The 25,615-nt window shown below is 58.3% G+C and carries 21 protein-coding genes, 1 pseudogene and 1 riboswitch; of the genes and pseudogenes, 9 read left to right on the top strand and 13 right to left on the bottom strand.

Going from position 1 to position 25,615, the window contains the following annotated elements:
- Position 1 precedes the first annotated feature (1 nt).
- The 4 genes from ACTNDJ_RS05245 to ACTNDJ_RS05230 form a co-directional block, all read right to left on the bottom strand.
- Positions 2–1,336: a uracil-xanthine permease family protein gene (locus ACTNDJ_RS05245; RefSeq protein ID WP_441063700.1), complete on the bottom strand. Its 1,335-nt coding sequence runs from the start codon at positions 1,334–1,336 to the stop codon at positions 2–4.
- A gap of 122 nt (positions 1,337–1,458) precedes the next feature.
- Positions 1,459–2,592 carry a 5-methyltetrahydropteroyltriglutamate--homocysteine S-methyltransferase gene (locus ACTNDJ_RS05240; protein WP_441063698.1) on the bottom strand — a complete coding sequence of 378 codons (1,134 nt, stop codon included), beginning with the start codon at positions 2,590–2,592 and terminating at the stop codon, positions 1,459–1,461.
- 148 nt (positions 2,593–2,740) lie between these two features.
- Entirely contained in the window at positions 2,741–3,637 is an 897-nt protein-coding gene (locus ACTNDJ_RS05235) for a LysR family transcriptional regulator (protein WP_427747880.1), read from the bottom strand.
- 10 nt (positions 3,638–3,647) lie between these two features.
- Positions 3,648–4,556 carry an HAD-IIB family hydrolase gene (locus ACTNDJ_RS05230; protein ID WP_441063696.1) on the bottom strand — a complete coding sequence of 303 codons (909 nt, stop codon included), beginning with the start codon at positions 4,554–4,556 and terminating at the stop codon, positions 3,648–3,650.
- A gap of 160 nt (positions 4,557–4,716) precedes the next feature.
- Positions 4,717–4,827, top strand: a riboswitch (TPP riboswitch).
- Between the two features lie 51 nt (positions 4,828–4,878).
- Here ACTNDJ_RS05230 and thiM point away from each other — a divergent pair.
- From thiM to ACTNDJ_RS05215, 3 genes are read left to right on the top strand one after another with little or no spacing between them, the layout of a single operon-like run.
- A complete protein-coding gene (gene thiM / locus ACTNDJ_RS05225; protein ID WP_441063694.1) occupies positions 4,879–5,718 on the top strand; it encodes a hydroxyethylthiazole kinase in 840 nt (279 codons plus the stop codon).
- Between the two features lie 3 nt (positions 5,719–5,721).
- Positions 5,722–6,063 carry a thiamine-binding protein gene (locus tag ACTNDJ_RS05220; protein ID WP_441083424.1) on the top strand — a complete coding sequence of 114 codons (342 nt, stop codon included), beginning with the start codon at positions 5,722–5,724 and terminating at the stop codon, positions 6,061–6,063.
- The gene (locus ACTNDJ_RS05215) at positions 6,060–6,755 is read left to right on the top strand and encodes a thiamine phosphate synthase (RefSeq protein WP_441063693.1); all 696 of its coding nucleotides are present in this window, start codon (positions 6,060–6,062) and stop codon (positions 6,753–6,755) included. Before ACTNDJ_RS05220 ends, ACTNDJ_RS05215 begins: the two co-directional genes overlap by 4 nt.
- Positions 6,756–6,929: 174 nt before the next feature.
- On the opposite strand, the gene ACTNDJ_RS05210 is transcribed toward ACTNDJ_RS05215, so the two are convergent.
- Positions 6,930–7,799 carry a patatin-like phospholipase family protein gene (locus ACTNDJ_RS05210; RefSeq protein ID WP_441063692.1) on the bottom strand — a complete coding sequence of 290 codons (870 nt, stop codon included), beginning with the start codon at positions 7,797–7,799 and terminating at the stop codon, positions 6,930–6,932.
- A 323-nt stretch (positions 7,800–8,122) separates the two neighbouring features.
- Here ACTNDJ_RS05210 and ACTNDJ_RS05205 point away from each other — a divergent pair, with 323 nt between their 5' ends.
- The 6 genes from ACTNDJ_RS05205 to ACTNDJ_RS05180 all read left to right on the top strand — a co-directional run bounded on the left by ACTNDJ_RS05205 (position 8,123) and on the right by ACTNDJ_RS05180 (position 15,669).
- Positions 8,123–10,840 carry an EAL domain-containing protein gene (locus ACTNDJ_RS05205; RefSeq protein ID WP_441063690.1) on the top strand — a complete coding sequence of 906 codons (2,718 nt, stop codon included), beginning with the start codon at positions 8,123–8,125 and terminating at the stop codon, positions 10,838–10,840.
- Positions 10,841–10,967: 127 nt separating this feature from the next.
- Positions 10,968–12,497: a diguanylate cyclase domain-containing protein gene (locus ACTNDJ_RS05200; protein WP_441063688.1), complete on the top strand. Its 1,530-nt coding sequence runs from the start codon at positions 10,968–10,970 to the stop codon at positions 12,495–12,497.
- A 112-nt stretch (positions 12,498–12,609) separates the two neighbouring features.
- Positions 12,610–13,233, top strand: coding sequence for a flavodoxin family protein (locus ACTNDJ_RS05195; protein ID WP_427728306.1), 624 nt, complete (start codon positions 12,610–12,612; stop codon positions 13,231–13,233).
- Between the two features lie 184 nt (positions 13,234–13,417).
- Positions 13,418–13,759 carry an arsenate reductase family protein gene (locus ACTNDJ_RS05190; RefSeq protein WP_055252194.1) on the top strand — a complete coding sequence of 114 codons (342 nt, stop codon included), beginning with the start codon at positions 13,418–13,420 and terminating at the stop codon, positions 13,757–13,759.
- An 86-nt stretch (positions 13,760–13,845) separates the two neighbouring features.
- The gene (locus tag ACTNDJ_RS05185; RefSeq protein WP_441063686.1) at positions 13,846–14,976 is read left to right on the top strand and encodes a GTP-binding protein; all 1,131 of its coding nucleotides are present in this window, start codon (positions 13,846–13,848) and stop codon (positions 14,974–14,976) included.
- A 93-nt stretch (positions 14,977–15,069) separates the two neighbouring features.
- Positions 15,070–15,669, top strand: coding sequence for a tRNA (cytidine(34)-2'-O)-methyltransferase (locus tag ACTNDJ_RS05180; protein ID WP_441063685.1), 600 nt, complete (start codon positions 15,070–15,072; stop codon positions 15,667–15,669).
- A gap of 130 nt (positions 15,670–15,799) precedes the next feature.
- Here the strand turns inward: ACTNDJ_RS05180 and ACTNDJ_RS05175 are convergent, their stop codons facing one another.
- The 8 genes and pseudogenes from ACTNDJ_RS05175 to ACTNDJ_RS05140 all read right to left on the bottom strand — a co-directional run.
- Positions 15,800–16,861, bottom strand: a complete 1,062-nt coding sequence (locus ACTNDJ_RS05175) for a hypothetical protein (RefSeq protein WP_427794253.1) — start codon at positions 16,859–16,861, stop codon at positions 15,800–15,802.
- Between the two features lie 9 nt (positions 16,862–16,870).
- Positions 16,871–17,542, bottom strand: a complete 672-nt coding sequence (locus ACTNDJ_RS05170) for a DUF4230 domain-containing protein (RefSeq protein WP_427794254.1) — start codon at positions 17,540–17,542, stop codon at positions 16,871–16,873.
- A 214-nt stretch (positions 17,543–17,756) separates the two neighbouring features.
- Positions 17,757–18,572, bottom strand: a complete 816-nt coding sequence (locus ACTNDJ_RS05165) for an FxLYD domain-containing protein (protein ID WP_427794255.1) — start codon at positions 18,570–18,572, stop codon at positions 17,757–17,759.
- 193 nt (positions 18,573–18,765) lie between these two features.
- A complete protein-coding gene (locus ACTNDJ_RS05160; protein ID WP_441063683.1) occupies positions 18,766–19,368 on the bottom strand; it encodes a recombinase family protein in 603 nt (200 codons plus the stop codon).
- A 255-nt stretch (positions 19,369–19,623) separates the two neighbouring features.
- Positions 19,624–22,137 carry an excinuclease ABC subunit UvrA gene (locus ACTNDJ_RS05155; protein WP_441063681.1) on the bottom strand — a complete coding sequence of 838 codons (2,514 nt, stop codon included), beginning with the start codon at positions 22,135–22,137 and terminating at the stop codon, positions 19,624–19,626.
- A 93-nt stretch (positions 22,138–22,230) separates the two neighbouring features.
- Positions 22,231–23,247 carry an AAA family ATPase gene (locus ACTNDJ_RS05150; protein WP_441016544.1) on the bottom strand — a complete coding sequence of 339 codons (1,017 nt, stop codon included), beginning with the start codon at positions 23,245–23,247 and terminating at the stop codon, positions 22,231–22,233.
- Positions 23,248–23,340: 93 nt separating this feature from the next.
- Positions 23,341–23,676: a hypothetical protein gene (locus ACTNDJ_RS05145; protein ID WP_441063679.1), complete on the bottom strand. Its 336-nt coding sequence runs from the start codon at positions 23,674–23,676 to the stop codon at positions 23,341–23,343.
- Between the two features lie 185 nt (positions 23,677–23,861).
- Positions 23,862–25,343: pseudogene (locus ACTNDJ_RS05140) on the bottom strand (GTP-binding protein); the annotation flags it as partial.
- Positions 25,344–25,615 lie beyond the last annotated feature (272 nt).

Here is a 25,615-nt window from a genome sequence, read left to right as displayed (position 1 = left end):
ACTACTCGACAGCCTCCTCGAGTTCAGAAACGGCGAACTCAAAGTCGTTGCCAGGCAGAATCGCGTTGAGCACGATGCCCACCAGCGAGCCCACGGCAAGGCCCGAAAGCGAAATCGTCACGCCGCCCAGCTCCAGCACGATGGCACCGGCGGCGCTGTAGGCAATGCCGAGTGAAAGCACGAGAACCAGAGCGGCCACCAGCACGTTGCGGTTGTTCTGGAAATCGACCTGGTTCTCGATGAGGTTACGGACGCCCACGGCGCTGATCATGCCATAGAGCACGAGCGACACGCCGCCGATAACGCATGCCGGCATGGCGGCGATCACGGCAGCGAACTTGGGGCAGAACGAAAGCACGATGGCGCAGCACGCGGCAATGCGAATCACGCGCGGGTCAAACACACGCGTCAGGGCGAGCACGCCGGTGTTCTCGCCATACGTGGTGTTGGCCGGAGCGCCAAAGAGCGAAGCCAGAATCGTGGCGAAACCATCACCGAGCAGCGTGCGATGCAGGCCGGGATCGGCGATGTAGTTGCGCTCGCAGGTGGAGCCAATAGCGGATATATCGCCGATATGCTCGATCATGGTTGCAAAGGCCAGCGGCATGATGGTGATGATGGCCGTCGTGGCAAGGCCACTATCGAACTGCGGCCCAAAGAGTGCAAACACCGTGTTGTCCCACACGACAGGCAAGCCAAGCCAGGGAGCGGCTGCGACGCCGGAGAAATCGACCTCGCCCAGCGCAGCCGCAACGGCATAGCTCACCACGACGCCCAGTAAAATCGGCACGATCTTGACCATGCCGCGACCCCAAATATTGCAGATGACGATTACGGCGACGGCAACCACGGCAACGAGCCAGTTAGTCTGGCAGTTGGCAATAGCGGAACTCGCCAGGATCAGACCGATCGAAATGACAATGGGGCCAGTCACCACCGGCGGGAAGAAGCGCATGACGCGCTTGGCGCCAAACGCGCGGAAGAGCGCCGCAAGCACCGGGTAGAGCAAACCGGCGCAGGCAACGCCCAGGCAAGCGTAGGGCAAGAGCTCGGCCTCGCCGTTGGGCGCGATTGCGGCATAGCCGGCAATAAAGGCAAACGATGAGCCCAAAAATGCGGGGACCTTACCGCGTGACAGGAAGTGGAATAGCAGCGTGCCCAAGCCGGCAAACAAAAGCGTTGCCGATACCGAAAGGCCGGTGAGCACGGGCACCAGCACCGTGGCACCAAACATGGCAAACAGGTGCTGCAGACCAAGCAGGAACATGCGCGGGCGGCCGAGCGACGAAGCGTCGTAGATGGCATCGGTGACGGCGGGCGTCGAGGACTGGGACATGGATGTCCTTTCGAATGGAAGGGCGCTCGGGCATAGCGGATAACCTGCCCGAACGATACGGTCCGAACCATTGTACGCGATACGCCAAGTCTCGCACGCGCCGTCACTTGCAAACGGTACCGCTATTTCCAAACACGCTCGGCAATACGCTTGACCAGCGCGATCTTTGCCCACTGCTCGCCTTCGGTCAGCTTGTTGCCAATCTCGCAGCTGGCAAAGCCACACTGCGGAGACAGATACAGATTCTCAAGCGGCACGTACTTTGCTGCTTCATGAATACGCTCGACGGTCGCGTCCTCGTCCTCGAGCTCGGCTGCCTTGGTGGTCACCAGACCCAACACGACCTTCTTACCGGGCGCAACGTACTTGAGCGGCTCAAAACCACCGGCGCGCGGAGTGTCGAACTCCAGATAGAACGCGTCAACGTCCTCATGCGCAAACAGGTACGGGGCGATGGGATCATAGCCGCCCTCAAAGGCATAAGTAGAGTGGTAGTTGCCACGGCATACATGCGTATTGATCACCAAGTCGTCAGGCTTGCCCGCGATGGCAGCATTGTTGAGCGCCACGCCCAGCTCGCTCACCTTTTGCAGGTCAACCGGGCTCATGCCGGTCTTGGACACAAAGTCAGTATCGCAATAGATGCCCCAGGTGCAGTCATCAAATTGGATGTTGCGGCAACCCGCGGCATACAGATCGGCAATCACGGTGCGGTATGCTGCGGTGATGGCATCGGCGAGCTCTTCGTCGGTCTTGTAGACGGCACGCAGGCTCTCCTGCTGGCCATCGCAGCGGTCGAGCGTGACTTCGGAGAACGTCTGGATCGGCGCCGGAATGGTTTGCCGCGCAACCTGGCCCTCGCCCTCAAGCGCCTTGACAAACTTGAAGTGCTCGACGAACGGATGGTTCTCGCCGCTAATAGGTCCGGTCACCACGGCGGTGTCGGCGGTAGTCTCCTCATCGTGGAACATATAGCCCGTACGCGAGGTGCGGCGCTCGATGCCGTTGAGACCCCACATAAAATCGAGGTGCCAGTAGCTGCGGCGGAACTCGCCGTCGGTGATGACCTGCAGGCCGGCGGCCTTTTGCTTTGCCACCAAATCACGAATGGCCTCGTCCTCGACTGCCTTAAGTCCCTCGGCATCAAGCGCGCCTGCCGCATAGGCAGCGCGGGCGTCCTTTACGGCCTGCGGACGAAGAAAACTGCCGACGATATCGGCGCGAAACGGCGCTTTGAGCTGGGTGGAATTGCTCATAGGAATCTCCTTTTGCATGGAATACTTTGGCGAGCAAGAGTATGAGCGCACTCCTGGTTATCGTAAAATATGCGTTTATATATGTTTGCCATATAGTTTTCCTATAGCAATTTCGACAGCCCAAGACAGCAACATCAAACGCTACCGGTTAGATATGCCTCCGGATGGCCTCGACATAAGCCTGTCCATAGCGCGTGAGGGTCGTATTCTTGCGCGTGATAATGCCAATCTCCATGTATTCATCCACATCGAGCGGAATCGAGATAATACCGGGGCCATTAAGCTCGTGGCTAATCACGCCCGAACACACCGTGTAGCCGTTGAGACCCATGGCTAGGTTGAACAACGTCGCACGGTCGCGCACGCGGATATTCTTGCGGCGCTCAAACGTCGAGGTCAGTTCCTCGGAATAGTAAAACGAGTTGTAGCTGCCCTGTTCATAGGATAGGAACGGATAGTCTTCCAAGTCCTCGAGCGTCACGCTGGCGTGGTCCGCCAGTGGATGGTCGGCGCATACAAAGACGTGCGGCGTGGCGCAGAAGAGTCCTTCGAATACGAGCTCGTTGGCCGCCAGCATGCGCTCGATAACCTCGCGGTTATGTTCGGATAAGTACAGAATGCCCAGTTCACTCTTCATGTGCGCGACATCTTCGATGATCTCGTGAGTCTGTTCCTCGCGCAGGGTAAAGTCGTAGCGCGCGGCATCGAACTCACGGATCACGTCGACAAACGCATTAACGGCAAAGGAATAATGTTGACAGCTCACACTAAAGTGCGGCACTTGCTCGGATGCACCCTTGTACTTATCCTCGAGCAGATCGGCCTGATCGAGTACCTGGCGCGCGTAGCCCAAGAATGTCTCGCCTTCCTCGGACACAATGACGCCCTTGTTGGTGCGCTCAAAGATGTGCACACCCATCTCGTTTTCGAGATCGCGAATCGAGGCGGTAATCGAAGGCTGCGACACAAAGAGCCGGCGCGAGGCCTCGGTGATGCTGCCGCATTCGGCAACCTTAACAACATACCTGAGCTGCTGAAGCTTCATGACTTTCTCCCTAGACGTTCGTGACGCCAAGACCCGTCGCGTCCATCTGGCGCATAAACGACGGCATCTCCCCCGTCGCGGCGCAGGCGGCAATCTGATGCAGAGCCCCGGCAACCGCATCGTCTGCCGCAGCGCCGATATGCCAACGCGCGGCAGCCGTGACGGCCTCATTGGCATTGGCGACTGCAACGGAGTTGGGAACGGCATTAATCATGGGCAGATCGTTATCGGAATCGCCGAACACCGCCACCTCGTCGGGCGTTAGGCCCAAAGCACGCACCAGCTCCAGCGTGGCACAGCCCTTGTCCCAACCAGCCGGCAAGATATCGAAAAGGCGCACTCGGTTGTTGGGAAACACGAGCGAGAGTTCCGGCACCTCGGCGGCAACGCGCTCGCGTAGCTCCGCGAGCCCTTCACGCGAACGGGCACTCCAGATATTCGCCTTGAACACCGGCGCGTCACCGACAACGGGACGGCACGGGGCCTCTTCGCCTTTGAGCCACGCGTTGCCGCCCGACTCCATAGCGCGATGCACGCGCTCGGGGTCGCTCGTCATGCAATAGGCGTCATTATCCCAAAAGTCATCACCCAAGCTGTAGACCTTCAGATAGGTATCATCGGTCTCTTGCTCCAAGTAGTCAGCCAAGCGAATAAGGGCGGCGTTATCGGTCGCATGCGAGGCTACCACCTCGCCGTCGACAAACATGACCTGGCCGTTGCAGAACGCACCGGTCGAGAAGCACTCGGAACGATTACGAAACATCCAGCCCATCGCGGAAGGCTGACGGCCCGAAACCGGGCCAAAGTGCAGGCCCGCCGCCTGCATGGCATGAATGCCCTCGATGGCGTAGTCGCTGGCGCCGTCATGCCCGGCTGGAATCAACGTATCGTCCATATCGGTCAGCACAAGTTTAATCATAAGGCCCCCAGTCATTTTCACCGTATCCATTGTAGCGACCTGCCAATAAGGGACAGGTTTATTTTGGCAGGTTTTATCTGGGAAAATGCAACGCCCCAGTTGCCACCTGCCAAAATAAACCTGTCCCTTTTTGGCAGGTGCGCTAGTATAGGGAACAACAGATTCGATGCGGGAGTGCCGGCGGTGCAAACCACAAGGCTGAGAGGGCATGGGGCCCAATCCTTTGAACCTGTCAGTTAATGCTGGCGTAGGGAGCATGCCGCCTTTACAGGGGCGCTGTCTATGCACAGCGCCCCTTTTCTATGCCAAGGAGGCATGTGCAGTGATTGATTCGAAACAGCTTAAACAAAATGTGGTCAAGGCCGTGGAGGAGATTCGCGCCACCAACCCGATGGCCGGCTCCATCACCAACACGGTGACGATCGACTTTGTTGCCAACGCGCAGCTCGCCGTAGGCGGTTCGGCCGCCATGGTCTATCTGCCCGACGAGGGCGAGGCGCTCGTTGCCGGCGGCGGCGCCATCTATCTCAACATGGGCACGCTCTTCCCCATCTACGAGCAGACGATTCCCCGTGCGGCCAAAGCGGCACACGACGCCGGCAAACCCTGGGTGCTCGATCCGGTGGGCCTGGGCATCGGTAGCCTGCGCACCCAGCTGGTAAACGAGCTCAAGCAGTACAAGCCCGCCATCGTGCGCGGCAACGCCTCCGAGATCATCGCGCTCGCCGGCCTGTGGGGTCTTGAAGGCGAGGCGGCTGACCTGAGCCGCGTGCGCGGTGTCGATACCACCGATACGGTCGACGCCGCCCGCGGCGCTGCGGTGGCACTCGCCCGCTACACTCGCGGCGCCGTAGTGGTCTCGGGCGAAGTCGACTTGATTACCGACGGCACGACCGTGGCCAAGTCCCACGGCGGCAGCCCGCTCATGTCCAAGATTACCGGCTGTGGCTGCTCGCAGGGCGGCGTCCTGGCCGTGTACGCTTGCGCCGCCGATCCGTTTACGGCAGCCATCTGCGGTACCGCTGTCTACAACGTTGCCGGCACGCGTGCCGCCGCTGTCGCTGATGCCCCGGCAAGCTTTAAGGTCGCCTTTATCGACGAACTCTACCGCGCGACCGCTCAGGATATTGCGAATAACCACCTCGAGCTCGAGGAGGCATAAGCCATGTCCGAACCCTCAACCGCTGCCGACATGAACACGCTCGTCGCCGTAGCCATCGCCCCGTGCGGCACAGGCGACGAGCTGTCCGCCGAGGTCGCCGAGGTCGTGCGCGTCATTCGCGAGAGCGGCCTTCCCAACCGCACCACCTCGATGTTCACCGAGATCGAGGGCGACTGGGACGAGGTCATGCAGGTCGTACGCGATGCAACCTTTGTGTTGGCAAGCAAGGGCATCCGCACCGAAGTCGTGCTCAAAGCCGATATTCGACCCGGTTTTACCGACACCATGACCGGCAAACTCGAGCGCATGGAAGCGCAGATCAAAAAGCAGGAGGAAGCACGATGAGCATCCGCGACAACCTTGATATCTCGGCCTATCTGGTACTCGGCCCCGAAAACACGCTGGGACGTCCCGTGGGCGATGTGGTAGCGCAGGCGCTCGATGCCGGCTTTACCTGCATCCAGGTGCGCTCCAAGGTGGCAAGTGCCCGCCAGATCATCGCGCTGACGGGCGACGCCGCGCAGGCAATCGCTCGCGCCGGCAAGACCGGCAAGGTCGCCCTGCTTATCGACGACCGTCTGGACTGCGTACTCGCCGCACGCGAACAGGGTATCGCCGTCGACGGCGTGCATGTGGGCCAGAGCGATATTCCTGTCGAGGTCTGCCGCAAGCTTCTGGGCCCCGATGCCATCGTGGGCCTTTCGGCCCGTTGCGAGGAAATGCTCGAGTACGTCAAGACCGCCGACATGAGCCTAGTCGACTACCTGGGCATCGGCCCGCTCCACGAGACCGAGACCAAGCGCGACTGTGGACGCGCGGCAGATGGCTCCATCATCACCAAGAGCTTTGAGGACCTGGCCGCGCTCCATGCGGCAAGCCCCGTTCCCATCGTGGTCGGCGGCGGCGTCAAAAAAGCCGATCTGCCGCAGCTCAAGGCCACCGGCGTCGAGGGCTTCTTTGTGGTGAGCGCCGTCTGCAGCGCTGACGACCCCCACGCCGCAGCCAAGGAGCTTGTCGACACCTGGCAGCAGGCATAGGCATAGGCCGAGCAGCTGATTCGCAGCCTCATATCTTCAATAGCGCAAAGCGCATCCCAGTTTGGACCTCCATTCTGGGATGCGTTTTCCGCATGCGACTCCATTGGGAAACTGCATCCCATTCCAGACGCAAATTCTGGGACGCACTTTCCGCCGAGAGCTCTGCAGTTTGCCCTACTCTGCCAGATATGCTTCCAACGCCGACAAGGTCGCGGCCGCATCACGACGACCGACCTGGTAGATGCGCTCGAGCTCCTCCGGCTCGCGACACAGCGATGGCACCTTCACCGATTCGCTCGGACGCACCACGAAAACCTCGCCGCTGGCCTCGCGACGCGCCAGGTCGTCGAGTGCAGCGTTATATACCTCGTGCCGGCGTTCAAGCGCCGCGACAAACTCTGGATAGCGGCGAAACACGCGGCGCAGCATAGGCATCAAGCTATTGGGTTGTTTTACAAAGCCTGCCGGCTGCGTCAGCACCACGATGTTGCGGTCATACCCCTGTTCGAATAACCACGCACTGGGAATGGAATCGGCCACGCCGCCATCCAGATATCGATGTCCGTCAATCCGAACGGGTTTGGTCGCCACGGGAATCGCCGACGATGCCCGAATCCACTCGATATCGCGCTCATCGCCATACGGCAGGTCGTGATAGATGGCCTCACCCGTCTCGATATCGGTGCACACACACGTAAACCGCATAGGACAGGCACGATACGCCTCTAAGTCGACAGGATCGCGCTCAAGCGGCACCTCATGATAGGCAAAATCGGCATTGAACATGTCACCGGTTCGCAACCAGCTTGTCACGCTCGCATAGCGCTTGTCGGCGCAATAGGCCTTGTTATACCGAATGGCGCGACCGATCTGGCGTGACTTAAAATTGTACCCAAACGCCGCACCCGCCGAGACACCCACCATATGGTCACAAGTTAAGCCGTGCTCCATCCAGACATCGAGTACGCCCGCCGTATACATACCGCGGTAGCCGCCTCCCTCGAGCGCAAGCCCCACCGTGCGCGTCGTATCCGGCTGTGCCATGCGACCATCTCCGTTCCTGCGTTTAAAACCGGGACAAGTATACCCGTCAACATATAGCGTCTCAGTCGCATTTTTATCGGACATCTCATCATTGCGGTACCGTTTAGCGAATAATGGCCGCGCACAGCATGGGCACCCATATATAATTCTGCGCTGTTGTTTATACTATTCAGCAGTTATCAACTGCAAACATTAGCCGGTAAATTAACCCAACAACGCAGCGAGGCGGGGGCCTGGATACACGCAAAGCGCCGAACAACAACGCGTGTGCACAACGAGCTCGCCCGACGCAATTCGCCCGACCTCAGAAAGCCGCTTACGACATGGATACTGTCAGCAATTACACCGAGACGCTCGAAAAGACCGTCCGCGACCTTCTTGAACGTCAGGACGATCTGATCAGGACCGCCTTTACCGACCAGCTTACCGGACTTGGCAACCGCGGCGGCTTTGTCCGTTCCCTCGAGGAGCTCTGGGAGCAGGAACTGCCCGTCACCATGGCTTTTATCGACATCGATAACCTTAAGCACTGCAACGACGTCTTTGGGCATGACGAGGGCAACCGCTACATCTTGCAGGTAAGCCTCTATCTCAAGCTGTATATGAAGGTGGACGAGGCGGCGTTTCGACTGGGAGGCGATGAGTTCGCCATCCTCTCTACGATTGCAACCGAGGACGACCTCGCCGATCGTCTGGAACACTGCCGAACAATCTTGCTCAACAACAACGATTCCGGGATGCCCCACTCGTTTAGTTACGGAGTGTCCCACGCCGACCCCGCCCTGGGCGAAGCCCCCAATCGCATGACGCTCGATGCCGACCATCGCATGTACGACTACAAACTACGCCATGCCTTGCACCTCGATCGACGCAATATCACGCAAGTCCATACCGACGACTTCGAAATAAGCGACCGTGTTTTCGACGCCTTTTCGATGCTCAACGAAGGTCGTTATTTCTTTATCGAGAACTTGGACAAACATCGCACCCTTTGGTCACAAGGTGCCTTGCGCGATCTCGGACTTCCTTCAGAGCACATAGACAACTGTCGCGATTACTGGAAAAAGCGCGTCCATCCCGATGACCTTGAGGCTTTTACCGACGACTTCGACCAAGTCTATAACGGCTCCAAGCACCATCGAGTCATGCAGTATCGTGTACGCAACGCCACAGGCGACTACGTGCTCTGCCGTGCTCGCGGTTTTCGCATCGATGGGAGCGAAAACGAGCCCTCGCTCTATGTCGGCGAGCTCGTCAATCATTCCCTTGCCGAGACCGTCGACGCCGCCACGGGGCTTGGAACGCAGCGTATGCTGGTCAACGCTATCGATGCCTGTCGCCGTGACCGCTGCAAAACAGGACTCATCGCCGTGCGCGTTCGCGGCACGACGAAGCTCAACGAGCTCTATGGAGCCGAGGCGGTCGACAGCATGCTTGCCGAATACGCAAGCCGTATGCTGTCGATCACCCGCGGTAGGAGTCGCGTCTTCCGTTCACGAAGTGTCCAGTTCGTCGTGCTCAGCAACGCTTTGGACCACGGGGCATTTGAACTCCTGACCCATCGTCTAAAAGAGACCATTTTTGCCCCCGTTCAGATCGCGGGCGACACCATCACTCCCGTTTGCATTGTCGCCCCGGTCTTTTACGAGCGCCTGGACTACCAAACATCTGCTGTTTTGCGCGAACTCGACCGTCGCCTTCGCACGGCTGGCGGGCTTGTCCCCAACGACAGCCTCCCTATACCCGAGATCGAGCGCAAAAGCGCAATCGCCGAACGCATCGATATGCTCACCGGCCTCTGCCGACCCAGCGAGTTTATGCGCCGTGCCAATGCCTTCATCAAGGCAAAGCGCGACGGCGCTTGGTGTATCGCCACCGTCGACATGGGCCACATGCGCCTATTTAACGAATGGTATGGACAGGCCGAAGGCGACCGTATGCTTGCCGATGTGGGCACGGTGCTCAAGGATATCGAGAACGCCGACATGGGTGTCGCGGGATACTGGGGGCAAGACGACTTTTGTCTGCTCATACCCTTTGAGCGCGATTTCGTTCACCGAGTCTATGCGCGCGTGCGCGAGGCTGTAGCCAAGCACGACGACGGCGTAGGCTTTTGGCCGTCCATGGGCGTATGCCCCATCGACGCGAGCGAGGAAATCACCATTGATGCCCAGGCCAAGGCCATGTTTACCAATCGACGCGCCAAAAACGACTTTAAGGAGCGCATTGCCGTTTTCCGCCCCGAGGAATACGAGCATGAGGTTGCGTTCCACCACACGCTAACCGAGTTCCAGTATGCGCTCTCAAACGGCCGCATCACTTACTACCTGCAGCCCCAGGTCGATATGGAAACCGGCGAGATCATTGGCGCCGAGGCGCTCACACGCTGGATTGACAAGGATGGATCCCTCATTTCACCTGTCACCTTTATCCCCGCTCTCGAGGAAAGCGGCTTTGTGGTAACGCTCGACAAATATGTTTGGCAGGGCGTTGCCACATGGCTTCGCGAGCGTCTCGATCGCGGTCTTCGCGTGGTTCCGATCTCCCTCAACGTGTCGCGCGTGGACATTCTTGCCTGCGACGTTGCCGAACATATGGGGGCGCTCGCCGCCCAATACAACCTGCCGCCCGAGCTCATGCGTATCGAGATCACCGAGACCGCCTATACCGGAGAGTCCGAGGCCGTGGATAAGCTGACCGCGGATCTGCACACCCGCGGCTTCTCGACCTATATGGACGATTTTGGTACCGGCCAGTCCACGCTCGCGATGCTCAGAAACGTGAATGTTGACGTCATCAAGCTCGACCGCACCTTTGTGCCCACCGACCGCGATCAAGGCCGCAGCGCGCGGATCGTGTCATCGATGCTCGAGATGGCGCAGTCGCTCCATCTGCCCGTTGTAATCGAAGGCATCGAGACAAATGAGCAGGCGAACATGCTACGCCACATGGGCGCCCGCTACGCTCAGGGTTTCCTCTACTACCGACCCATGCAGGCAAAGGATTTTGAGGCATTGCTCGATGGCAGCAATAACAACTGATACGCTCGCGCGCAAAACGCCACCGTCGAAGGAAGCATTTGTCCCCATTGGCTAACTCATATACCCAATCCAAGCCGAATTGGGGATATGATACAAACCGTTGTCCTGCCCAAGGAGGTTATCCATCATGAACGAGTCGTACCGCATGGGCGAGCAATCGATTATTGCCTATCTTCAGCGACTTGCGAATGGCATCTCGACCGCCGAACTCGATGTTGCCGCGCTGCCCGCTGGGCTACGCGCCGTTGGTGAGCAACTGCAAAAGACGTATGCCATCCTGCAACAAGAGCGCCAGCTGCTTGAGCGCAACGCCTATATCGATCCGCTCACCAACTTGGGCAACCGCAGCGGACTCGACCGTCACGTCGAGCAGCTCTGGCGCAAAGGCGACCCCTTCACCTGCGCCTATATTGACATCGACCATCTCAAGCATTGCAACGATATGTTTGGCCACGCCGAAGGCAATCGCTATATTCTGAGTATCTGCCGCACACTCTCCGAAACCATGGAGCACGATGAGATGCTGTTCCGTATCGGTGGAGACGAGTTTGTGCTTATCTCGCTCTCCGCAAACGAGACTGAACTCGAGCAGCGCTTGGAGCAGGTACGTGCCGGGCTGATCGAGGCGAGCTCAGGTGGCAAGGCGCACATGATCGCCAGCTTTAGCTTTGGCTGCTCGCGCGTCGATCCGCTTGCCGGCGACACGCGTCGCCAGATGACGATGGATGCCGATCGCAAGATGTATCGCTATAAGCTTATGCATCGTGTGCAGCAACCGAAAGACAATGATGCGCCGCAACGCCCAATCGTCGATCAGCTTCCCTGCAACGACCGGGTGTTCCAAGCGATCTCCATGAGCTCCGAGACGCGCTATCCGTTCATCCTTAACCTCGATACGGGAGAATCGCAATGGTCGGTTAACGCCATGCGCGATTTTGACCTGCCCTCCCAGCACCCTTTTAACTCACTCGACATGTGGCTCGCCCGCGTTCATCCCGAGGACCGCGACAACGTGCGCGCCGAGCTCGACATGGTGATAAACGGTACGTGGCACTTCCATTACATGCAGTATCGCGTAATGGATGCCACCGGAAAATACGCGCTTTGCGACTGCACGGGCTACCGCTTGGACGGCACCGATACCGAGCCCAGCATGTATGTGGGCATTATCATCAACCGAAGCTTGGCAGATACGACAGATTCCGTGACTGGCCTGGGCGATATTCACGCCCTGGTCAACGCCATTGGTGAAATGCGTCGCGTGGCGCGCGAGGCAGGCTTTATTGCCATTAAAATCAACGATATCGCTCAGGTCAATGCCCGCTTTGGCTTTGATGCGGGCGACCGTGTTTTGGCAGAAAGTGCCGCCTGCCTTATGGAATGCTCGCGCGGCAAGGGTCGTCTGTTCCGCTCGACGGGACCAATGTTCGTGGCGCTTTTCGACGACTTTGATCCCGAAGAGACCGACGCAATCGCAGACGAAATCGAGCGATTCTTGGGGTCGCCCGTGCTCTTTGGCTCATTTGAATATCAGCCGCCCATTCGTGTGGCGACACTTCATCTAGACGCTGTCGACCGACAGCCCGTTTCCATTTTGAACGAGCTCAAAGCGCTGCTTGAAGAGGCGCCGCAAGTACCGGGCACCAAGCTGGACTAGCGTCGTGGGGAGCGATGTGAAACACAAGCCGTTTCACATCGCTCCCCACGCCATCTGCCCCTCTCGTGCGATAATCCTCCGCAGAAGTCACCGACAGCAGAGGGAGTTTGTGATGAAGGTTCTTTTGGTCAATGGCAGTCCCAAGGCAAACGGCAACACCGCCCGCGCACTCGCCGAAGTCGCCGAGCAGCTCAATGCCGAAGGCATTGATACCGAGGTGTTTCAGCTGGGCGCCAAGCCCATTCGCGATTGTATCGGTTGCGGCCAGTGCGGCAAGCTTGGCGGTCGCTGCACCTTTGACGACGACGTGGTGAACGAGCTCATCGCTGCCGCTGAGCAGGCAGACGGCTTTGTCTTTGGCTCACCCGTCTACTATGCGCACCCCAGCGGACGCATCCTTTCGGCCCTCGATCGCGCCTTCTATGCGGGCGGGCACGCCTTTGCGCACAAACCCGGCGCCGCGGTCGCTGTCGCCCGTCGCGGTGGCACGTCGACCACCTTCGATGTGCTCAACAAGTACTTCACCATCAACCAGATGCCCGTGGTCGCCTCCACGTACTGGAACAACGTCTTTGGTCGCGTACCCGGCGACGCCGATGGGGATGCCGAGGGCCTTGCCACCATGCGCAACATCGGCAAGAACATGGCCTGGCTCCTGCAATGTATCGAAGCAGGACAGGCCGCCGGCATCAGCGCGCCCGAAGCCGATCGCGAGCGCACCAACTTCATTCGATAAGTCCAGCGGTGGTCACCTCGATGTTCTATCAATGTCAGCGAAAAGCCAGCTGATGAGGCAAGGTGCCTTGAAAGAGGAGGGCGCTGGGCTGTTGCCCGCGCCCGACGATTGAAAGGCAGATTGCCCATCAGATGGCTTTGCAGCGTCGAGGTGACCGCCGTTCGTTAGAACGGCGGAACATGCTATGAACGTGCAAATCTTCGGCACCAAAAAGTCCTTCGATACCAAGAAGGCCCAGCGCTATTTTAAGGAGCGCCGCATTAAGGTGCAGTTTATTGACCTTAAGGAAAAGGAGATGAGCAAAGGCGAGCTCACGAGCGTGATGCAGGCGGTCGGCGGCATCGACAAGCTGCTCAACCCCAAAGCCAAGGACGAGGAGACACTCGCACTTATCCAGCACCTCACTCCCAGCCAGCGCTTTGATAAGCTGCTCGAGAATCAGCAGGTACTGGCCGAGCCCATCGTGCGCAACGGCAAAAAGGCCACCGTCGGTTATTGCCCCGATGTATGGGGAGCCTGGGAGTAGCCTGTGTTATTTGCCGGCGCGTGGGTATAAGAGCAGGCGTTTGGCATATGATTTTACTGTAAGCCATGTCTAACAAAGGAGGGCACATGCCCAACAAACCCGTGAAGATCATCATGCTTACCGGATACCTCGGTGCCGGCAAGACCACGCTGCTCAACCATATCCTCGCCAACGACGGCGGTATCCGCGCCGCCGTGATCGTCAACGATATCGGCGAGATCAACGTCGACGCCAGCCTTATCGCCGACGGTGGCCTTTCCGAGACCGACGACCTCATCCCGCTCACCAACGGCTGCATCTGCTGCACGCTTTCGGACGACCTGGCCAACCAGCTGCAGGGCATTGCCGATTCGGGCAATTTCGACTACATCATCATCGAGGCCTCCGGTATTTGCGAGCCTATCCCCATCGCCTACACCATCTCGAGCTTCTGCGACGAGGCCAAAGTGGGCGGCGAACCCAAGCTCGCGCTCGACAACATCGTTGCCGTGGTCGACTGCGCCCGCATGTACGACGAGTTCAACGGCGGTCGCGACCTGCTGGCCGAGGATATCGACGAGGACGACATCGAGAGCCTGCTCATCCAGCAGATCGAGTTTTGCTCCACGCTGATCCTCAACAAGACCGATACCGTGAGCCCTGAGCAGATCGCCGAGCTCAAGGCCATCGTGCGCAGTCTGCAGAAGGACGCCGCGATTGTCGAGGCTCAAAACGGCGAGGTCCCCATGGAGGAGCTGCTCGATACCGATCGCTTCGACTTTATGCGCGCCTACAACTCCGCCGCCTGGATCGAGGCCATGGAGCATCCCGAGGAGCACGACGACCCCGAGGTGCTCGAGTACGACATCGAGACCTTTGTGTACTCGCGCCGTAAGCCGTTTGACCTGCAGAAGTTCACCGATTTTGTTGAGCAGGAGTGGCCCGACGAGGTCATTCGCGTCAAGGGTCCGCTGTGGCAGACCGGCGATCCGGACATGTGCTACATGTTCGAGCAGGCCGGCCGCCAGATGCGCCTGATGGAGAACGGCTTGTTCGTTGACTCGGCGCCCGAGGGCGAGAAGCAGAAGATCATCGACGAGAACCCCGAGATCATGCAGATTTGGGACGACGAGACGGGCGACCGCATGACGAGCCTGTGCATCATCGGCCGTCACATGGACAAGGATGCGCTCATCGCCGCCCTTGATGCCTGCCTGACCGACTGGCACCGCGCTTAGGTTATCCAAGTGGGCGTTTTCCGCCCACGTAACCATCAAACCACCACGAAGGTACCCTTCGTGGTGGTTTTTCGTTCTATGCCAAGGAGATTCATGTTCAATATCGTGCTGTATGCTCCCGAGATTCCGGCCAATACGGGTAATATCGGCCGTACCTGCGTGGTCACCGGCGCCCGCCTGCATCTGGTGGAGCCACTGGGCTTTTCGCTCGACGACAAAACGGTGCGTCGCGCCGGCCTGGGCTACTGGCAAAACTTGGACGTGACGACCTATGCCAGCTGGGAGGATTTCCTTGCGCGCAATGACCTCTCCCCCGCCGACGACCGCTTGCATCTGCTGACCAAAAAGGCACGCCGAACCTATGCGCAAAGCACTTACCGTGACGGCGACTATTTGGTCTTTGGCAGCGAAAGCTCGGGGATTCCCGAAGGGCTGCTCGCCGCAGCGCCCGAGCGCTGCGAGCGCATCCCCATGCTGCGCGATTGTGACTCACTCGACAACGCCGAGGCCTGGGAAGCCCACGAGGAATCGCTCGGACATACCGAGAACGGCCATGAGGCCATCCTTCGGCAGGATATCTGCGGCAACTTCGTCAATCCGGACGGCTACCGCATCAGCGCACTCAACCTCTCCAACAGCGCCGCCATCGTCCTCTACGAAGCCCTGCGCCAAACAGGCTTTGCCGGCATGTAAAAACCTGCCATTAGGGGACGGGGCAGAAATGGTAGACTTTCAAACTCTCTAGTCCTTGACAAAATGGTTTTGACATCAAATGCGGCAAAGGGACAGTCCCTTTGCCGCATTTGGCTGCTAGCAATTCACGTCAGAATTCAACTTCAAATACAAATGACTGCCGAAGTTCTCGCTTAGCTTGGCTTGTCAGGCTCGAATTCGCCCTTATGTTCAGCTTGCTGCATGCCTCATCGATAGCCATAGCAAGCGATACGGACATGGTCATGGTCGTCTCGCTTTTCAATTCAACCCGATAGCTCTTCGCCTTGTTTTTATCCTCTCCACCGCATCTCGTTTCGATTAACAAGAGAATGTCAGAGTCATGGGCATACCAATGGAGTTCAGGGCGCTGTGGAACCATGTCTCCCTCAAATTCCTGTGTAAACAGGATTTTCTTCTCATTTCTCGTTAAATCGCTCAAAGAGCCGTTGATTCGAGCCGAGCCCTTCTTTCCCGCTTTGGCATTTCCCTTAACCTGGTGGCCTCTCCGAGTTTCCTCGTACTCCGTCACCTCCAACTTGCAGCGCTTCGCGCCAAGCATGAACGCAATCCGTCTCAACTCGGCCATCTTGTCTTGTTGCATGGTTGCGAAATAAGAGTCAAGATCAACAAAGCGAGACCGATCAAAAGCATCTATGTAATATGTGGAATAAAGAGATGGTTTAGGGTAGAAAGACAATTCGCTATCCCCGATTGCCTCGCGGTACAGATTGAAAATCTGCGTACCCTTAACGGTATCCAGCCAACCAATGGCATCCCTACAGGCGTCGATGCCACGACGCTCATTTCCGTCAACAATTCGAATCATATTCGGCAAATAAAATGAAGGACTCTGATAGGTCTCCTTGGTTACCGGCCTGTATCTATTAAGCTGCTGCTGGTATGCCCAATCGTTGATGGCGTCACCGATATCCGCAGCAGCACCTGCCGCACCATCGGCCGCATCAGCAATAGCCGCCAAGGCGTCATCGACCATCGGAGTTGCAGCACACATTACACCATCGGCAACTTTCTGTACGGTTGCAACCGCGCCCGCCATCGCGCTTCCGGCGCCATCAACCAACCCGGCAGCGGCCTTACGGATATCAAAGCTCTGCTTATGTCGCGACAGCTCCTCCCTTTCGACAACAGCTAGATCGTCTTTATCCTCCATAGTGACCTCCTATTTCCGATAGTCGAAATCAACCGTATATTCATCGCCAAATGCCGAGTTGAACATCGCACGGATATTTGCTTCGGCGTTCACTCGAGCCTCTTCGAGCAGCTTGCCATCCTTGATGGCCTCGCTTTCACTCCGCTCCTTGCACTGCGCTTCAAACGCCGTGACATCTTTGACCTCAATGGGGTTGAGGATGTTGTTGCGTTCCTCGAGAGCACCCGACTTATTCATATCCGGCGTGTTCGAGATTACATAAGGCTCATCCATCGTAATGGTCAGCTTTTTCTTGTTTGTATGTATCTCTGCCGTCTCGAGATTCACACCCGCCTTAATGGTTCCCACATAGCGGTACCAAAAGCTGTTTTCCGTAAACGGGATATCAAACCAATCGAAGAACCTCTTGGTATCCGTCACCTTATCGACAATCGCATAGTTCTGCGATGCAGAAACCATCTCGTTCTGGGAAGCGATGCGTTCAAACACGACCGACGGGGAAAGCGTATTGGGGGTCGTTTCTTTCGCGCCCGCAGCTTTGCCGTTACTAAAGATGGTAATGAAAAGTACAGCCACAATCACTCCGCCAAGCGCCAGGCCCGCAAAGAATACCTTGGGCTTTGTCAGGATTCTCCCGAGTTTCGCTTTCAGCGCCCCCATGCCTTCCTCCATCTCATCCATCCCCTATTCCTTTCAAAATCCCTGTTATTTAAGAAACTGCCGTGGGTTATACCTCATGCCTTAATTGTCGTTTTCAGCATGTCTTTAGACGAGGGCAGTTGTTTGCAATCCGAAATAATACACATTCGTTCGCAGCACTTGTTGCTCAATATTTGGCATAAAACGGGCAGGTCAACCATTCATTGCCGATTAACCCGCCCCTTCCGTGCAGAACTTATTTATTTACATCGTAGCTGGAAACAGATGCGACAACGCGCGCAGCGTCAACATCGGACATTGCCTCGAACTTGACTTTCTCACCCGGCGCCCACGAAGAAGTGTCCGCATAGGTCTCCTCCGCTTTGATGTCATCTGCATCATAGAGAGCAAGTGTCAGGCTGACGTTAGAGAACGATATACCAGAGGTGTTCTCAACTACCGCCGTATACGTATACAGACCGTAACCGTCATCCGATTTTTCGAAATTTGCTCCCTGAATCAAACTGTTGATGGCATCCTCATAGCAGGTCTTCTCTGTTACGGACTTTCCATTCTTAATTAAGTCGTTGAAATCATCCTTATATTTTTCCCCTACTTCCAGCCCGTAATTATCAACAAGCTTCTTGAGTTGCGCAGACCGCTTATCGTAGACTTTATTCCACTCTTCGTAATAATCCGCAGACGATTGCGAGTAGTCCTCGGTCACCTTAAGCTGGTCATCAAGCAGATTCAGATATGTGATTACGTCCTGTTGCATCTTGGAATCCTTAAACCTAGCGTTCTTGAGTTCCTTGTCGTTCTTGATTTCGGCCTCAATAGCTTCCTGGATGTTCTCGGTTGAATGAGGATCATCATCGTTTGCATTAGATTCAATGACGTCGAACCTTCTCTCGAACCCGGCGGCGATAACATTCATCGCCTTATCGTCGACATATTTCGACTTTGCAGCGTTTGCATCATTCTGTGAACAGGCCGAAATGAACCCCAGAGAACAGGTGAGCAGAACAAGCAAACCCATCATGGGCATCTTTTTAGTAATATTTCGTTTCATGACTATTTCCCTTCGATTGACGTTACAGCTCATAACCCCTCGTCAAAAAGCAGACGAATTGGCAACACGGTGGCACTATTTGGTTCCAGGGCGTGAACTGGATAAACATCGAGGGAAGGAGTGGCTCTGTGCAATAAACTCCCCTCTTCAAAATGTCTAGTTAAAGAGGACGGACAGACGGCGAACGGTCATATCAGTTCGTGTCCGCCCGTCTCCAACGATCGAACGTCGATACGCTGACGTTCAGGGGCGTTGCGGCCTCTCGCCTCGTAACTTCATCCCCTTCGAATGATTTGATGACATCGTTATAGCCATCCGGGCGTTCGAGCGCCGGCCTCCCAAATCTCACGCCACGCAGGCGCGCCGACGCGATACCCTCCGCCTGGCGCTGCTTTATGTTCTCGCGCTCCAGCTGCGCCACGTAGCTCAAGATCTGAAGGACCAGATCCGCCATGAACGTTCCCGTGATGCCATCGGGTTGCTCGCGCGTATCGAGTAACGGCATATCAAGCACCACGATGGCAGCACGCCTATCCACCGTGATGCGTCGCCATTCATCGAGGACTTCACGATAATCGCGACCTAAACGGTCGATACTTTTGATCACGAGAACGTCACCCTCGCGCAACCTGCGAAGAAGACGCTGGTACTGGGGACGTCTAAAGTTCTTACCGCTTGCCTTGTCAGCGTAAATCTGACCCTGTTGAACGGGAAACCTTCCCAGTGCGCCTAACTGGCGGTCCAAGTTCTGGTCCGCGGAAGAGACACGCACATACCCAAAGATTCGATTGTCCATAATTGCCCCTATCGGCCGCCTCTTGGCAGCATCGGCTCAAGCGAGAACCCACTCACTATAGGGCGTGCAAATTTCGCGAATGGGCTGAGGTCATTTTGGCCCTCGGACACAAGCTGTTCAAGTGCTACGTCGACAACATGCTAGCTTTTAACGGTAATTAACTGCTTTTAACTAGAATTGGCTAGAAAAGAAAAGCGTGATGCTGACAGGCTTTGCCGGCATGTGACAAAGGGACTGTCCCTTTGTCACATTCGGTTATAGGTAGCGGCCGGTAATGCTCTTGGAGCAAGCAACGATATCCGCCGGAGTGCCGGCGCAGACGACTTGCCCGCCCGCATCGCCACCGCCCGGCCCCATGTCGATCACATAATCGGCATTGCGGATAAGGTCGAGATCGTGCTCGATCACGATAACCGTGGCGCCCTTGGCGACGAGGCCGTCAAACACGTTCAGCAGCACCTGAACGTCGAGCGGATGCAGGCCGATCGTGGGCTCGTCGAATACGAATACGGCATCGTCCTGCACGCGGCCCATCTCGCTCGCAAGCTTTAAACGCTGCGCCTCGCCGCCCGAAAGCGCCGGCGTGGGCTCACCGAGTGTAAGATAGCCCAAGCCCAGGTCGTGCAAGGTCAGCAAGCGCGCCTGAACCTTCTTGAGCCCCACCGTGGCGTCGAGAGCCTCGTCCACGCTCATGTCCATGAGCTGCGGCAACGTAAGCTTGCTCCCGTCCTTGCCCTCGCGATGGATATGCGAGGCGGCTTCGGCGTAGCGCGAGCCTCGACATGCTGGGCAGATGATCTCGACGTCGGGCAAAAATTGCACGTCGAGCGATATCGAGCCCGTGCCATCGCATGTAGGGCAGCGCAAGGCGCCAGTGTTGTAGCTAAAGGCACCCGCCTTGTAGCCGGCTGCCTTGGCCTCGGGCGTACGGGCGAAAGCGCGACGCAGCTCATCATGGATGTCGGCATAGGTCGCTACCGTCGAGCGCACGTTGGCGCCGATAGGTGTAGCGTCAATCAGGTTTGCGCGTGCGATACCCTCGGCGTCGACCCAGCGCACATGGCTTGGCACGCGCTCGCCAGCTGCCTGGGCCTTAAGCGCCGGGATGAGTGTCTCGAGCACCAACGTCGTCTTACCCGAACCCGAAACGCCCGTCACCGCAACGAGACGACCGCGCGGTATATCGACTTCGAGCGGTTTGACGGTATGGATGGCATCGGTTGCCATGCGGATGTGGCCCTGGTCGAACATTTCGTCGTCAGTCACCTGCGGACGCATACGCTTGGGGTCTGCGCTCAAAAACGGGGCGATGCGGCTGCCCTTCGATTGTTCGACCTCGTCCACCGTGCCAGCGGCAATCACATTGCCGCCGCCAGCTCCGGCAACGGGGCCCATCTCGACCAGATAGTCGGCTTCCGCCAGCACACGTGTATCGTGGTCGACAACAACCACGGTGTTGCCGTCATCCACCAGATCGCGCATCACGCCCACCAAGCCGTCGACATTGGCAGGATGCAAGCCAATCGAAGGCTCGTCCAACACATAGAGCACGCCCGTCGATCGGTTGCGCACCACGCGGGCGAGCTGCACGCGCTGACGCTCGCCCGTGGAGAGCGTGGCACCAGCGCGATCGAGCGAAAGGTAGTCGAGACCCAGATCGACCAGGCGACGGGCCGCGCTCAAAAACGAATCGCAGATATCCGCCGCCATGGGCCGCATCTCGGCCGGCAAGGATGCGGGCACCCCGCGCACCCACTCAACCGCATCACCAAGCGTCATGGCCGCGGCCTGCGCCAGATTGATACCGCGCACCTGGGGCTGGCGCGCAGCCTCGGAGAGACGCGTGCCGCCACAGTCACGACATGGCCCCTCGCGCAAAAAGCGCGCCACACGTTTTAAGCCCTTATCGTCCTTAACCTTGGCGAGCGCGTTCTCGACGGTATAGACGGCATTGTAATAGGTAAAGTCGAGCGGCGTGGCGCCCTCGCCGTTTTTGGGAACGTAGAGAATGTGCTTCTTAACCGCCGGACCGTGAAACACAATGTCGCGCTCTTGAGGCGTGAGCTGGTTAAACGGCACGTCGGTACGCACACCCATCTCGCCTGCCACTTGCTTCATCAGATCCCACATGAGCGTGCCCCAAGGAAGCACCGCGCCTTCGTTGATAGTCTTGGACTCGTCGGGCACCAGGCTCGCCTCGTCCACCTCGCGCATGACACCGGTGCCGCCGCAGGTGGGACACGCGCCGCCGCTGTTAAAGGCAAGGTCCTCGGCACCCGGCGCGCAGAACTCACGGCCGCACACGGGGCACGTGAGCGACAGACCCGCGGCCACGTTAAGGCTCGGCTCCACGCGCGCCCCGCAGTGCGGGCACACGTGATGGGCGCAACGGCTAAAGAGCAGACGCAGGCTATTGTTGAGCTCGGTCATGGTACCAAAGGTCGAGCGCACACCCGGCACGCTGGGGCGCTGATGCAATGCGAGCGCCGCCGGTACGTGCAGCACCTCGTCCACTTGGGCATGTTCGGCCTGCGTCAGACGGCGGCGGGTATAGGTGCTAAGCGCCTCCAGGTAGCGACGCGAGCCCTCGGCGTAAAGAACGCCCAGTGCCAGCGAACTCTTGCCCGAACCCGATACGCCAGCAATACCCACGAGCTTTCCCAGCGGAATATCGATATCGATGTCCTTGAGGTTGTGCACACGCGCGCCACGTACCTCTATAGCCTGCGGGCTCATCTTCTGTTCCGTCACCTTTATCACCCTACTCATGCCATAAAACGCGGTCGCGGATGCACTCGCCCAGCATGGGCACGGTAAACCGGACGAGACCGTATCCGGCAGCCTCGATGACGCGCTCGCGAATCAGGCTTGCGCGATATTTGCTCGCTCAGCTTTGGGTGGGTCGCAGCGCTCAATGATGGCCGCCATGCGCGTCGGCTTGCCCCCATCAGCCGCCATGACCTCGGTAAAGAGGCGCTGCGGACTGCGCAACCCGTAATACAAGGGAGCGTCCACTGCTTCATAGAACTCGGAGATGGCATCCGCGTAGCCAGCCTCGACATCGCACACTTCAATGACCCGCGAGTCACGCCGGACAGCAGACCTCCACATGTAATATCCCACCAGCTGAACCATATAGGGATGCCCCATGCTCTTGTGCGCCGCAAGGTCCGCCGTCTCCGCATCAACGAAAAGACCAGTGCCTTTGACCGTCTGGATATATGAATCGCGCACTTTGGGCAAAGAAATCGCACCCAGCGTACGCTGCTGGGCGCGGCGCAAAAACGTTACGATCGGCTCTTCGAGCAAGTCATCAACCATGCTGGGCAAGCCGGCAAAAACCAGCGCAAGACCGTGCTGGTCTCTATCGGGCAAGCCCGTAGCATCCTGGTCTCCGAGCACCTGCTGATAGAGAACGGCCAGCGCCGCCAGCTCCTCGATAGATGCCGATTGGGCCTCGTCAATCGCAAACAGTAAGCCCTTTCCCGGCCCGAGTTTCTCGAGGCGTTCGTTGACTAACCCGCGCAACGTCTCGCCTTTTGCCCGCGCCGCCTCGACCGACATCCGGCCAAGTGACGGCCCGAACTCCATTGACGTCGCAACCGACATATTCGAGCGAAGCGCATCGGCCAGGCGGTCGCATAGGCCAAGCGAGGCGGAATCAGAGACAACCGCCCATCCGCGCTCGCTAGCTAAACGCTGCAGCTCCCGCAAGAGAACCGTTTTGCCATAGCCGCGGTTTCCCGTAATGAGCATGAGCCTGCCCGGAGCTCCGGCGCCGTTATCGAGCCCTTCCTCGAAATCTTCGATGACCGACTCGCGGCCGATGAGTATCGGAGGCCGCTTACCAGCCGTGGGCTTAAAGGGATTTGGATTCATGTCGGCCTCCTCGGATTGGCAAACCCTGGTAACAGTTATACCAACTTATACCGAGTTATACCAACAGGATGCGACAAAGAGACTGACCCTCCATCACCTATGGCCGAAAAACTCGACGTCCGCCGCTCGCCAGGGGCGGAAGGTGGCGGGATCGACCTTTACGTGCGCCGCGGCGGGCACGTCGTACCATTTGACCGTGTAGCCGGCGCCGTGAGAGCAAAAGACCGAGTCGGGCGTGTTGGGTAGATCGGCCTCGGGCTCATAGGCGACAGTCTCGATGACGCGCTCGGCATCATGGCATGCCGCATAACCGGCAAACTCCAGGTACAGATGCCCGCGACCGCTCGTGTAGGCGGCCACCTCCAGCGCATAATCCTGGACCTCGGATGCCGGCACGCGACCCACAAGCTTTGCCCGTTCGTCCGCCATTGTCGGCGGCTCGTACTCGGCACCCATGCGCGTGGCGTCGACAACGCCCTGCCCACACACTCCCCCGGCACCTCGAGCTCAAAGCGATACCACGGCTCCAACAGCACCGCCGCGCCGGCCTCACGCGCCTGCATGAGCCCCTGGCGAATCGCGCGGTACGTGGCCTGGCGAAAGTCGCCGCCCTCGGTGTGTTTGGCATGCGCACGGCCACCTGTGAGCGTAATGCGCACATCGGTGATGGGCGAGCCGGTCAGCACGCCCAGGTGATCTCGCTCCATGGCGTTTGTAAGCGCCAGGCGTTGCCAGTTAAGATCGAGCTCGTCGGTCGAAGTCACGGTGCCAAACTGCACGCCCGAACCCGCTGGCAACGGCTCCAGGCTCAGATGCACCTCGGCATAGTGGCGCAGTGGCTCAAAGTGGCCCACGCCCTCGACCGGCTGCGAAATAGTCTCCTTATAGAGAATGCCGCCGGGCTCAAACGAAATCGAAAGGCCAAAGCGATCGACCAACACCCGCTGCACGACCTCGAGTTGCACGGCGCCCATCAGCTGCAGGTGAATCTGCTCCAGATGAGTATTCCAGCTTACGCCGAGCATGGGGTCTTCGTCCGCCAACTCAGTCAGCGCTTTAAACACCGCATGGACATCGTGTTCGCCCGGAAGCACCGTATAGGTGAGGACCGGAGCGATGACGGGCGCATCACACACGGGCTCCGCACCCAAGGCGTCCCCTGGGCGAACGTGCGCAAGACCCGTCACGGCACAAATACCGCCAGCAGCAACTTCTTGGGCAAGCTCATACTTTTCACCGTTATAGATGCGCACCTGATCGACCTTCTGCTCCCATACCTCGGCACCGGAACGTCCGCTGATCATCTGTTTTGCACACAGCGTGCCGCCGGTCACTTTAACCCATGCCAAGCGCTCGCCGCGATCCCCGCGGCTGACACGATAGACGCGCGCGGCAAACTCCGGAAGCCATATCTGTTCGCGCATCAGCACGCATATACCATCCAGCAGCTCGCTCACGCCCTGGTCCTTGAGCGCCGAGCCGACAAAGCAGGGAAAGAGCTTGCGCTCGGCAACCATGCGCGACAGCGTTGCGACGGAAAGCTCACCTGCCTCAAGAAACTCCTCGAGCGCCGCCTCGTCCAACGCTGCAGCGTCCTCCTGAACGGCGCCGCCCTCCAGCAGTTCGTTGGCATCCAGGCAGCCTTCGGAAAGACGCCGCCCAAGTTGTGCCAGCAAAACATCGCGGCCGGGATTCTCCAAATCGATTTTGTTGATATAGATGAACGTCGGAATGTCATAGCGTGCAAGCAGGCGCCACAGGGTTTCGGTGTGCCCCTGCACGCCGTCGTTGGCGCCCACAACTAAAATCGCGTAATCGAGTGCGCGCAGCGTGCGCTCCGCCTCGGCAGAAAAATCGACATGCCCCGGTGCATCCACGAGCATGACGCGGGTATCACCGTGGTCGAGCACGGCCTGCGACGAGAAAATCGTAATGCCGCGCTCGCGCTCGATCGCGTTAGTGTCCAGATGCGAATCGCCATCGTCCACGCGGCCGCGCTTACGAATGCGACCCGCATTGAACAGCATGGCCTCGGCCAGCGTGGTCTTGCCAGCATCGACATGCGCCAAGATTCCAACGACCGCTTGCTTCGACATGGCTCTCCTCTTATTGCAAGCCCGTCGCACACGGAAACGGGCGCTCTCGTTCCACACTGGATGATACAATTTACGGGCCGGCGGGCGAAGCGGGCCCTATCCCCCGACTGAGCTCATCGCCCCGCGTTGCCGTGCGGCGATTTTCGTAGGTTCGCGCCTTGCGAAAGCCGGCACCTCCCCTTTTAATATGAGAAAGCCATTGTCAATAGGCGTGTTTGTTCGAGCCCGGTTTTAAACCGGGCTTTTTCGTTTCCCGTCGGGAGGGCCCGCGC

Source organism: Collinsella sp. HCP3S3_D1 (assembly GCF_052064015.1).
GTDB lineage: Bacteria > Actinomycetota > Coriobacteriia > Coriobacteriales > Coriobacteriaceae > Collinsella.
This window is presented reverse-complemented; position numbering and strand designations above follow the sequence as displayed.

Coding starts and splice junctions, on each gene's coding strand:
- ACTNDJ_RS05245 (WP_441063700.1), bottom strand. CDS start 1,336: ATGTCCCAGTCCTCGACGCCCGCCGTCACCGATGCCATCTACGACGCT.
- ACTNDJ_RS05240 (WP_441063698.1), bottom strand. CDS start 2,592: ATGAGCAATTCCACCCAGCTCAAAGCGCCGTTTCGCGCCGATATCGTC.
- ACTNDJ_RS05235 (WP_427747880.1), bottom strand. CDS start 3,637: ATGAAGCTTCAGCAGCTCAGGTATGTTGTTAAGGTTGCCGAATGCGGC.
- ACTNDJ_RS05230 (WP_441063696.1), bottom strand. CDS start 4,556: ATGATTAAACTTGTGCTGACCGATATGGACGATACGTTGATTCCAGCC.
- ACTNDJ_RS05220 (WP_441083424.1), top strand. CDS start 5,722: ATGTCCGAACCCTCAACCGCTGCCGACATGAACACGCTCGTCGCCGTA.
- ACTNDJ_RS05215 (WP_441063693.1), top strand. CDS start 6,060: ATGAGCATCCGCGACAACCTTGATATCTCGGCCTATCTGGTACTCGGC.
- ACTNDJ_RS05210 (WP_441063692.1), bottom strand. CDS start 7,799: ATGGCACAGCCGGATACGACGCGCACGGTGGGGCTTGCGCTCGAGGGA.
- ACTNDJ_RS05205 (WP_441063690.1), top strand. CDS start 8,123: ATGGATACTGTCAGCAATTACACCGAGACGCTCGAAAAGACCGTCCGC.
- ACTNDJ_RS05200 (WP_441063688.1), top strand. CDS start 10,968: ATGAACGAGTCGTACCGCATGGGCGAGCAATCGATTATTGCCTATCTT.
- ACTNDJ_RS05195 (WP_427728306.1), top strand. CDS start 12,610: ATGAAGGTTCTTTTGGTCAATGGCAGTCCCAAGGCAAACGGCAACACC.
- ACTNDJ_RS05190 (WP_055252194.1), top strand. CDS start 13,418: ATGAACGTGCAAATCTTCGGCACCAAAAAGTCCTTCGATACCAAGAAG.
- ACTNDJ_RS05185 (WP_441063686.1), top strand. CDS start 13,846: ATGCCCAACAAACCCGTGAAGATCATCATGCTTACCGGATACCTCGGT.
- ACTNDJ_RS05180 (WP_441063685.1), top strand. CDS start 15,070: ATGTTCAATATCGTGCTGTATGCTCCCGAGATTCCGGCCAATACGGGT.
- ACTNDJ_RS05175 (WP_427794253.1), bottom strand. CDS start 16,861: ATGGAGGATAAAGACGATCTAGCTGTTGTCGAAAGGGAGGAGCTGTCG.
- ACTNDJ_RS05170 (WP_427794254.1), bottom strand. CDS start 17,542: ATGGATGAGATGGAGGAAGGCATGGGGGCGCTGAAAGCGAAACTCGGG.
- ACTNDJ_RS05165 (WP_427794255.1), bottom strand. CDS start 18,572: ATGAAACGAAATATTACTAAAAAGATGCCCATGATGGGTTTGCTTGTT.
- ACTNDJ_RS05160 (WP_441063683.1), bottom strand. CDS start 19,368: ATGGACAATCGAATCTTTGGGTATGTGCGTGTCTCTTCCGCGGACCAG.
- ACTNDJ_RS05155 (WP_441063681.1), bottom strand. CDS start 22,137: ATGAGTAGGGTGATAAAGGTGACGGAACAGAAGATGAGCCCGCAGGCT.
- ACTNDJ_RS05150 (WP_441016544.1), bottom strand. CDS start 23,247: ATGAATCCAAATCCCTTTAAGCCCACGGCTGGTAAGCGGCCTCCGATA.
- ACTNDJ_RS05145 (WP_441063679.1), bottom strand. CDS start 23,676: ATGGCGGACGAACGGGCAAAGCTTGTGGGTCGCGTGCCGGCATCCGAG.